Below are 8,254 nucleotides of genomic sequence, written 5' to 3' on the forward strand. Positions count from 1 at the left end.
GGAGCGCGGTATCATCACCGCGAGCGCGGGCAACCATGCGCAGGGCGTGGCATTTGCCGCCTCTCGCGCCGGGGCGCGCTCCATCGTTGTCATGCCCACGACGACGCCGCTCATCAAGGTCGAGCGCACCAAAGGCTACGGAGCCGAGGTCGTGCTCTATGGCGACGTGTACGATGAGTCGTGCGAATACGCCATGAAGCTTGCCGAGGAGCACGGCTATACGTTCATCCACCCCTTCAACGATCCCGTGGTGGCAACGGGCCAGGGTACCATTGCCATGGAAATCGTTTCCGAGCTGCCGCTCGTAGATACCATTCTCGTTCCGGTGGGCGGTGGCGGCCTGGCTTGCGGCGTCTCAACCTTTGCCAAGCTCTACAATCCCAAGATCCGCGTGATCGGCGTGGAGCCCGAAGGCGCCCCCTCGCTCACGCGCGCGCTCGAGGCGGGGCATGTGGTGAAGCTGCCGAGCGCAAACACCATTGCCGACGGAACAGCGGTGCTTGAATGCGGCGACCAGGTGTTTCCCTATCTTCAGGCCAATTTGGACGACGTCATCACGGTCCCCGATGAAGAGCTCATCGTAGCGTTCCTCGATATGGTTGAGAATCATAAGATGATTGTCGAGAATTCGGGCTTGCTTACCGTGGCGGCTCTCAAGCACCTGCCGGCGGAGAACCGGCGCGTGGTTTCGATCCTCTCTGGCGGGAACATGGACGTCATCACCATGAGCTCGGTCGTGCAGCACGGGCTCATCGCGCGCGACCGCATCTTCACGGTGAGCGTGCTTTTGCCCGACCGCCCCGGCATGCTCGTGAAGGTGGCAAGTGCCATCGCCGAGCAGAACGGCAACGTCATCAAGCTCGAGCACAACCAGTTCGTGAGCACCAATCGCAACGCCGCCGTAGAGCTCCGCGTGACCATCGAGGCATACGGCACCTCGCACAAGGAGCAGATTATGGAGGCGTTGCGCGCAGCAGGGTTCGAGCCGCAGCTCAGCGCCACCATGCTGTGACGGAGCCGGAGCGGCCGGCAAAGAAGCCCCGTACGGAGCGGGCGGCGGCATCTGCACATTTCGGCATGCTTTTGAAAGGCCGCAATGCGTAGAGGCTGCTGCTCGCGCCATGGAGGGAGTTTGGGGCAGCAGGAGTGATGAAAGCTGTCGGGTTGATGAATGCCCTTTCCTGCATCGATTCGGTTGTTTTTATCGGTTGCACCACGCATCATGACGTGGTCAATTCGGGGTCAGTGACGACTCGTTTCATCTACCGCCGAGCGCTGTATGCACGCCTTTCGCATAATAATAATCATAATATGATGAATAAAGCATATAGTTAAGAAGTCATGTTTCCGTCTTGGCTGATGAGGTGTGGGCCATGTCGAAAGGAGCATGAAGGTATGCGATATATTCAAGTTTATGCCGAAGATTTCGTGACGGTTATTGATGCCTATCCTGTAACGTACGAGTTGGAATAAGAACATGAAGTCGGTATATACTCGTCGCTCAGCGATATGCGTTGGAATACTCAGTTCACTTGGGTTGTTATCGGCTTCTGCTCTGTCCAGTTGTTCGGGTCGTGAATCCTCTCATGCTCAACATGAAGGGTCGGAGCGTGTCGCAGGCCCAATTCATTGGAATGCTGAGGTTTGCGTAAGCAAGGGTGCTTTATCCGGCGAAGAACTCGGGGCTTCCGTTATCGTGAACGGGCAGGCAGAGACGAGTCGAATCGACGGTAACGACGATCGCTTGTTCATCGGCGCCGGCAACGAGCTGCGTAGCTACAGCAAGGCTACAGGCGAGTTACTGTGTACGCAGGCCATTGATGGATCTTGGGGCAATATCGAACAGGCTTTGGCGCTCGCCGGCGATTATGTGCTCGTGTTTTGCAGATGGGGTCGCGTGGCAGCATTCGATGCCGATACGCTGGAGGCAAGGTGGAACGTCTCCGTCATCTCCGTCGAAGATGAAGACGTTGCAACGCAGCTTGAGGGGAGCGACCAAGAGCCGCCTATCGTTGTCGGTTGGGAGTCAACCGATTTTGCCATCTTTGATGGAAATGCCTATATTGGGGTCTCCTCGCATGAACTTGCAGCGACATCTCGACTTGCCTGTATAGACATACGTACGGGAACGCTGCAATGGAACGTAACGGTTGATAGTCGAATCATCGCCTCGGGTAATCGCGGGTACCCCTACGCAAGCCCTTATGGGTTGTTGGTTCCAGCGGGAACCGAAGCGGCGTGTCTTCTGGTGAGCTATGCTGACGGCGAGATTGTTCAGCACCTCGAAGTGGACGATATGATTACTACCGGGTTTTCTCACGATGGAGAGGCTGGGGACGTTGTCTATTTTCAGACGCGTCGAGGGACGCTGTGCCGTGTCGCATTCGATGGCGATGGGCAGGCGCACATAAGTTGTTCGACCGACGGCCTTGATGATGACAAACGCACACCCTCTGGTGCGATGCCACTTGTATTCGATGGCTATGTGCTGGTAAACGCGCCGACTATAGATGAAAGTGCTGGGAGCACGGTGCTCGACCCAGATCATGACGCAAGCAACGGAGCGTGCAACGTCTTTGATGCGGAAACGCTTGAGCTCGTTGGTTCGGTTCCTGCGCGGGAAATCGAGTCAACTCCGACGCTTGTTGATGGATCGGCGGTGTATCTGGGCGAAGGGGGTATCTACCGTATCGGGCTCGACGAATTGCCAAACGCGCTGGAAATGACCGAGCTTACCACCGAGGTTCACAGGACGCATCAGGCCTGGGATCAGCCGTTGCTTGTTGAGGACGGTACAGCGTATGTGGTGTCGGGCAATACCGACAGGCAAAACCTGTATGCCATCGCGCTCGGGTAGCGTGCAGGCAAACAGCAGAGAGTCATTACCTGTGATTCTCCGCGTGCATTGCGAGTAGCAGCTTTTTCGCGTCTGGGCTCCTTTATTAGGCCGCAATGCGTAGAGACTGCTGCTCGCGTCGCATCGGCTTTTCCCGGGACGCCCGATTCCCCTGCGTTCGATTCTTTACAGACGCGCGCGCATGAAAAGGAAAAACGCAGCATCTGTTAGCTAATCGTAAGATTCCGTCAGCCTTGCGAAAGCCTTTCGGCGCAAGGGGTATCCTCTGTTCCTCCCTTCGATATCGTTGTCCTGCTTTTTGTTGCAACGTAGCCATAGAGGCAATGAAGACGATGGGAGTAAACGTGGATACGGAAAAGATCGTGCGCATGGCGATGGAGCGCGGTGTCTCTCGCCGCCAGTTCTTCAACATGTTGGCGGGCGCTGGCATGGCAGTGGTAGCTGCCGGCGCCTTGACCGGTTGCGATGATGGCTCCGGTGATGCGGCTGCCGTTGATTACAACGAGATGCCGCTCGAAGACCTCATCGCGCAGGCGCAGGAGGAGGGCGAGATCCAGTCCGTCGGCATGCCCGATACCTGGGCCAACTGGGTCGAGACCTGGGAAGACATCGAGGCCGAGTACGGCATCGCCCACGCCGATCAGGACATGTCCTCGTCCGAGGAGCTCGCTATGTTCCGCGAGGAGGGTACCGACGGCACCAAGGATATCGGCGACGTGGGCCAGTCCTGGGGCCCTACTGCCGAGGAGCAGGAGCTCACGCTCAAGTACAAGACGAGCTACTGGGACGAGATCCCCGACTGGGCCAAGGACGACGATGGCGACTGGATCGTGGGCTACTACGGCACCATCTCCTTCATGTCCAACGACGCCACGGTCTCCAATCCGCCCACGAGCTTCCAGGACCTGCTCGACGGCGACTACACGGTCTGCGTGGGCGACGTGACCGCCGCCGCCGTGGCCCAGTACGCGAGCCTCGCCGCCGCCTACGCGCTCGGCGGTGACATCGACAACATGCAGCCCGCCTATGACTTCCTGCTCGAGCTTGCCGAGGCCGGCCGCCTCGATGTCGCCGACGCCTCGCTCGCGCGTCTTGAGTCCGGCGAGATCGATGTCTGCATCAACTGGGACTACAACTCGCTCAACTACCGCGACCAGATCCAGACGAACAACCCCAACGCCTCCTTCACGGTGAGCATCCCGCAGGATGCGAGCGTACAGTCGGGCTACTGCACGGTGATCAACAAGTATGCTCCGCACCCGGCGGCCGCGTGCCTCGCCCGCGAATTCATCCTCTCCGACGAGGGTCAGATCAACCTCGCTCGCGGCTACGCGACCCCCATCCGCGACGTGGATCTGCCCGACGACGTGGCCGCCATGCGTCTGCCCGACGAGCAGTACGGCGATCAGGTTCAGACGGTGGATGAGTCCGTTTGGAGCGGCGTGTGCCAGGATCTCATCACCTGGTACCAGGAGAATGTCATCCCGGCTCTGAGCTAAGGAATTTCGAAAGGAGCTAGACGGGGCGGGATCTATCGCGCCCCGTCGTTTGTATGGAAAACGTTTTGCAGCAAGGTGTCGGTGCTAAGCCGGCAACCGCGAGCAAGGCGAAGACGGCGAAGCGCCGTCCTTGGATGGCCTACATCGCCATCGTTCCGTTCTTCCTCGTGGTAATTCTCTACGAGCTTGCCCCTTTGGCGCAGCTCGCCCTTAATTCGGTGATCGGCCGCGACTCCGAGGCGCTTGGCCTCGAGAATTACATCCGCGTGTTCACTACGCCGCTCTATACGCAGTCCATCTGGAACAGCGTGTGGATCAGCCTGCTTTCTGCTGTGGTGGGCATCGTGGTGGCGTTCCTTGCGGCGCGCTTCTGCTCCGAGGCGAGCCCGCGCGTTCGCAGCGGCTTCACCATGGTGCTCAACATGATGTCGAACTTCTCGGGCGTGCCGCTGGCCTTCGCGTTCATGATCCTCATGGGCAACGCCGGCGTGCTCACGCTCATCGGCGAGCAGTTCAACATCCCGTTCCTTGCCAATTTCAATCTCTATGGCTCCGACGGCCTGGTCATGATGTACATCTACTTCCAGATTCCGTTGGCCACGCTGCTGCTCATCCCGGCGTTTGCAGGCATCCGCAAGGAATGGCGCGAGGCGGCAACCATTCTCAAGGCCTCGACCTTCGATTACTGGTTCCGCATCGTGATCCCCAACCTCATGCCCTCCATTCTGGGCACGCTGTCGGTGCTCTTCTCTAACGCGCTTGCTGCCTACGCAACGGCCTATGCACTCGTGATGAACAACTACGCGCTCTTGGCGCTGCAGATCACCTCGCGCTTCCGTGGTGACGTGCAGACCGATGCCGCCACGGGCGGTGCCCTCGCCATAGTGCTCATCGCCCTCATGGTCATCTGCACGCTCGTGAACAACTACTTCACGCGCCGTGCTGCCAAGGGGAGGGAGATCGTATGAGCAAGAAGAACGCCGTTGCCGGCGTTGCGCCCCAGCAGAAGACCTCCCTTGCCGGCAAGATCTTCCTGGGTGCCGTCGCCCTGTATCTGCTGATTCCGTTCGCCGTGACGCTCGTGTATTCGCTCTTCGTTGAATGGACCGACATCCTGCCGTCTGGGTTCACGCTGCGCAACTATGTAGAGCTGTTCTCCAACACCACATTCTGGATGTCCATAGGCCGCACGTTGATCCTGTGCATCGTGAGCGTGATCATTACCATCGTGCTCATCCTTGCTGCCATGTATGTGGTCGTGGCCGTCAATCGCAAGCTTGCGGGCGTGATGCAGTTTCTTTGCATGATTCCCTATGCGCTGCAGGGCGTGATCCTCTCGATCGGTATCATCTCGCTCTACACCGGTACGGGCACGATTCTCTCCAACCGACTGTTCATGCTGTTCGGCGCGTATACCATCTTGGTGCTGCCCTACATCTACCAGGGTATTCGCAACGCGCTCAACTCGATCGATGCCGAGATGCTCATCCAAGCGGCCGAGATGCTCGGCTGCGGGCGCTTCCGCGCGTACGTGCAGGTGGTGCTCCCCAACATCCTCTCCGGCATCTTGGTGTCGAGCTTGCTTGCCGAGAGCATCATCTTCGGCGACTTCGTGCTCGCCAACAACATCGCGGGCACCAACTACCAGAACATCCAGGTGTTCCTGCAGGCGAATATGGACGTTTCGAGCGGCCTTTCCAGCGCCATCGTCGTGGTCATCTTCGTGGTGGTTGCGCTCGTGACGGCGGTGGTCTTGAAGCTGCAGAACTCGTCTATCCAGAAGGAGACCAAGTAATGGCCTATATTGAATTCCGCGACGTCGTCAAGCGCTTTGGCGACAACACCGTCCTCGATCACATCAATTTCGGTATCGAGAAGGGTGACCTTGTGACGCTGCTTGGCCCCTCCGGCTGCGGCAAATCCACCCTGCTGCGCTGCCTTTCTGGCTTGGAGCAGGTCACTGAGGGCACCATCATCCTCGACGGCGAGGATATCACCAACGTGCCGGCGAGCAAGCGCAGCATCGGCATGGTGTTCCAGCAGTACAGCCTGTTCCCCAACATGACGGTCGAGCAGAACATCGCCTTCGGCCTCAAGATGCAGAAGACCCCGCAGGACGTGATCGACAAGAAGGTGGCCGAGGCCATCGCCATGGTCGAGCTCACCGGCAAAGAGCGCGCCTACCCCGCGAGCCTTTCCGGCGGCCAGCAGCAGCGCGCGGCGCTCGCCCGCTCGATCGTGACCGAGCCTAAGGTGCTCTTGCTCGATGAGCCGCTTTCGGCCATCGATGCGAAGCTCCGCAAAGCCCTTCAATCGCGCATTCGCGAGATCAACCAAGAGCTCAACCTGACCTCGATCTTCGTGACGCACGACCAGGACGAGGCCATGGTTATGTCCGACGTGATCCAGCTCTTCCATGACGGGCGCATCGAGCAGGCCGGCAGCCCGGTCGAGGTGTACACGAGCCCGGTCTCCGAGTTCGCGGCGAGCTTCATCGGCAGCTACAACCAGCTGAGCGCAGAGGAGTTTGGCGCACTGGCCGGTACGGTGGTGCCGGCGGGCAACGTGGTGGCCATCCGTCCCGAGACCATCGGCATCACGACCGAGCGCCCCGCCGAGGCCGACGGCTGCTACGTGGTCAAGGGCATGGTCGTGGACAGTGTGCCGCGCGGCAACGTGCTACGCTACACCGTGCGCGTGGGCGCCACCGTGCTGCGTGTGGATGCGCTTTTCCGCAGCTTCCACATGTTCAATACCGGTGATGACGTGTTCCTGACCATTCCCGAGCACGATTGCCTGGTCATTCCCGCCGCGGCGTAGCGCTGCGTGCGGAGACGCTCCTTCCAGACGCGCGGGCGGCGGTGTGTGCGCACATGTTGGCGCATGCGTCGCTGCTCGCGCAGCGCATTTGGGAGCATTTTGCCAGGGCTTACCTCTATCACGTACTACCTGCTTGCCTGCAGGTGTCTCAGCTAAGGATGAACCATGACGCATTTTGCCGATCAGACGGGACTGCCGGAGGGGCTGCCTCGCTATAAGGGGAACCTGCACAGCCACACGGTCAACTCCGACGGGCACTGGACGCCCGAGCAGTCGGTAGCCGAGCACCGGTCGCACGGCTACCAATTCCTCTGCCTTTCCGATCACGATCTGTTTACCGACTATTCCGGTGCTTTTGATACGGAGGACTTCATCATCTTGCCCGGCATTGAAGCTTCGGCGGTCCTGGTATCCGATGACGGCAAAGACGCGCGCCTGGCCACGCACCATATTCACGGCATCTTGGGTACGGACGAGATGATTGCTGCTGCACCGCGCCGGTTTGCGCACATGGAGCGGCTGGAGCCGGTGATATGCCGAGGCGGCTGGGATGGCCGCGCCGTGGCGCAGCAGGTGGTGGACGATTTGGCCGCGCATGGCTGCGCTGTGATGTACAACCATCCTATCTGGAGCCGCGTAGACCCGGCGGACGTCGTGGGGCTCGAGGGCTGCTTTGCCATCGAGGTACACAACTTCGGCACGGTGGAGGAGTGCGCGCTCGGGCACGATACGCTGTTCTGGGATCTTATGCTGCGTCGTGGGCAACGGTTGGGCGGCGTGGCATCGGACGATAACCACAATGCGCCTGATCTGCCCGATTCCTTTGGCGGCTGGGTGATGGTCGCTGCTCCCGAGCTCACGCGCGATGCGGTGGTGCGCGCGCTTGTAGAGGGGGCGTTCTATGCGTCGAGCGGCCCTTCGATTGAAAACTGGGGCGTACGCGACGGACGCGCCTGGGTAGCGTGCAGTCCTTGCGAACGCGTGAGCCTTATTGCAGGAGGTCCGGTGGGAGTGGGCGAGACGCGCCGCTCCGCTGGCGGCCCGCTCTTGGATTATGCTGAGTTCGAGTTGCGCGGTA

7 protein-coding genes are annotated in these 8,254 nt (G+C 59.8%); all 7 read left to right on the forward strand.

All coding sequences use genetic code 11. The features are described 5' to 3' along the window. Positions 1-1,012, forward strand: a 1,012-nt coding sequence (locus HGEM_RS01675) for a threonine ammonia-lyase (protein ID WP_081580767.1), incomplete at its 5' end; no start/stop codon positions are given. A 465-nt stretch (positions 1,013-1,477) separates the two neighbouring features. Further along, complete coding sequence (locus tag HGEM_RS01680) at positions 1,478-2,857, forward strand: outer membrane protein assembly factor BamB family protein (RefSeq protein WP_081580768.1); 1,380 nt, start codon at positions 1,478-1,480, stop codon at positions 2,855-2,857. A 344-nt stretch (positions 2,858-3,201) separates the two neighbouring features. After that, on the forward strand, positions 3,202-4,356 hold the full coding sequence (locus HGEM_RS01685) for an ABC transporter substrate-binding protein (RefSeq protein WP_230197201.1): 1,155 nt from the start codon (positions 3,202-3,204) through the stop codon (positions 4,354-4,356). A gap of 65 nt (positions 4,357-4,421) precedes the next feature. Next, complete coding sequence (locus HGEM_RS01690) at positions 4,422-5,324, forward strand: ABC transporter permease (RefSeq protein WP_230197202.1); 903 nt, start codon at positions 4,422-4,424, stop codon at positions 5,322-5,324. Further along, the gene (locus tag HGEM_RS01695) at positions 5,321-6,151 is read left to right on the forward strand and encodes an ABC transporter permease (RefSeq protein WP_019127666.1); all 831 of its coding nucleotides are present in this window, start codon (positions 5,321-5,323) and stop codon (positions 6,149-6,151) included. The genes HGEM_RS01690 and HGEM_RS01695 overlap by 4 nt, the downstream gene beginning before the upstream one ends. Continuing rightward, complete coding sequence (locus HGEM_RS01700) at positions 6,151-7,176, forward strand: ABC transporter ATP-binding protein (RefSeq protein WP_019127667.1); 1,026 nt, start codon at positions 6,151-6,153, stop codon at positions 7,174-7,176. Before HGEM_RS01695 ends, HGEM_RS01700 begins: the two co-directional genes overlap by 1 nt. A 165-nt stretch (positions 7,177-7,341) precedes the next feature. Then, positions 7,342-8,254, forward strand: a 913-nt coding sequence (locus HGEM_RS10310) for a CehA/McbA family metallohydrolase domain-containing protein (RefSeq protein ID WP_019127668.1), incomplete at its 3' end; no start/stop codon positions are given.

It is taken from the genome of Enorma massiliensis phI, from assembly GCF_000311845.1.
GTDB classification, from domain to species: Bacteria; Actinomycetota; Coriobacteriia; order Coriobacteriales; family Coriobacteriaceae; genus Enorma; species Enorma massiliensis.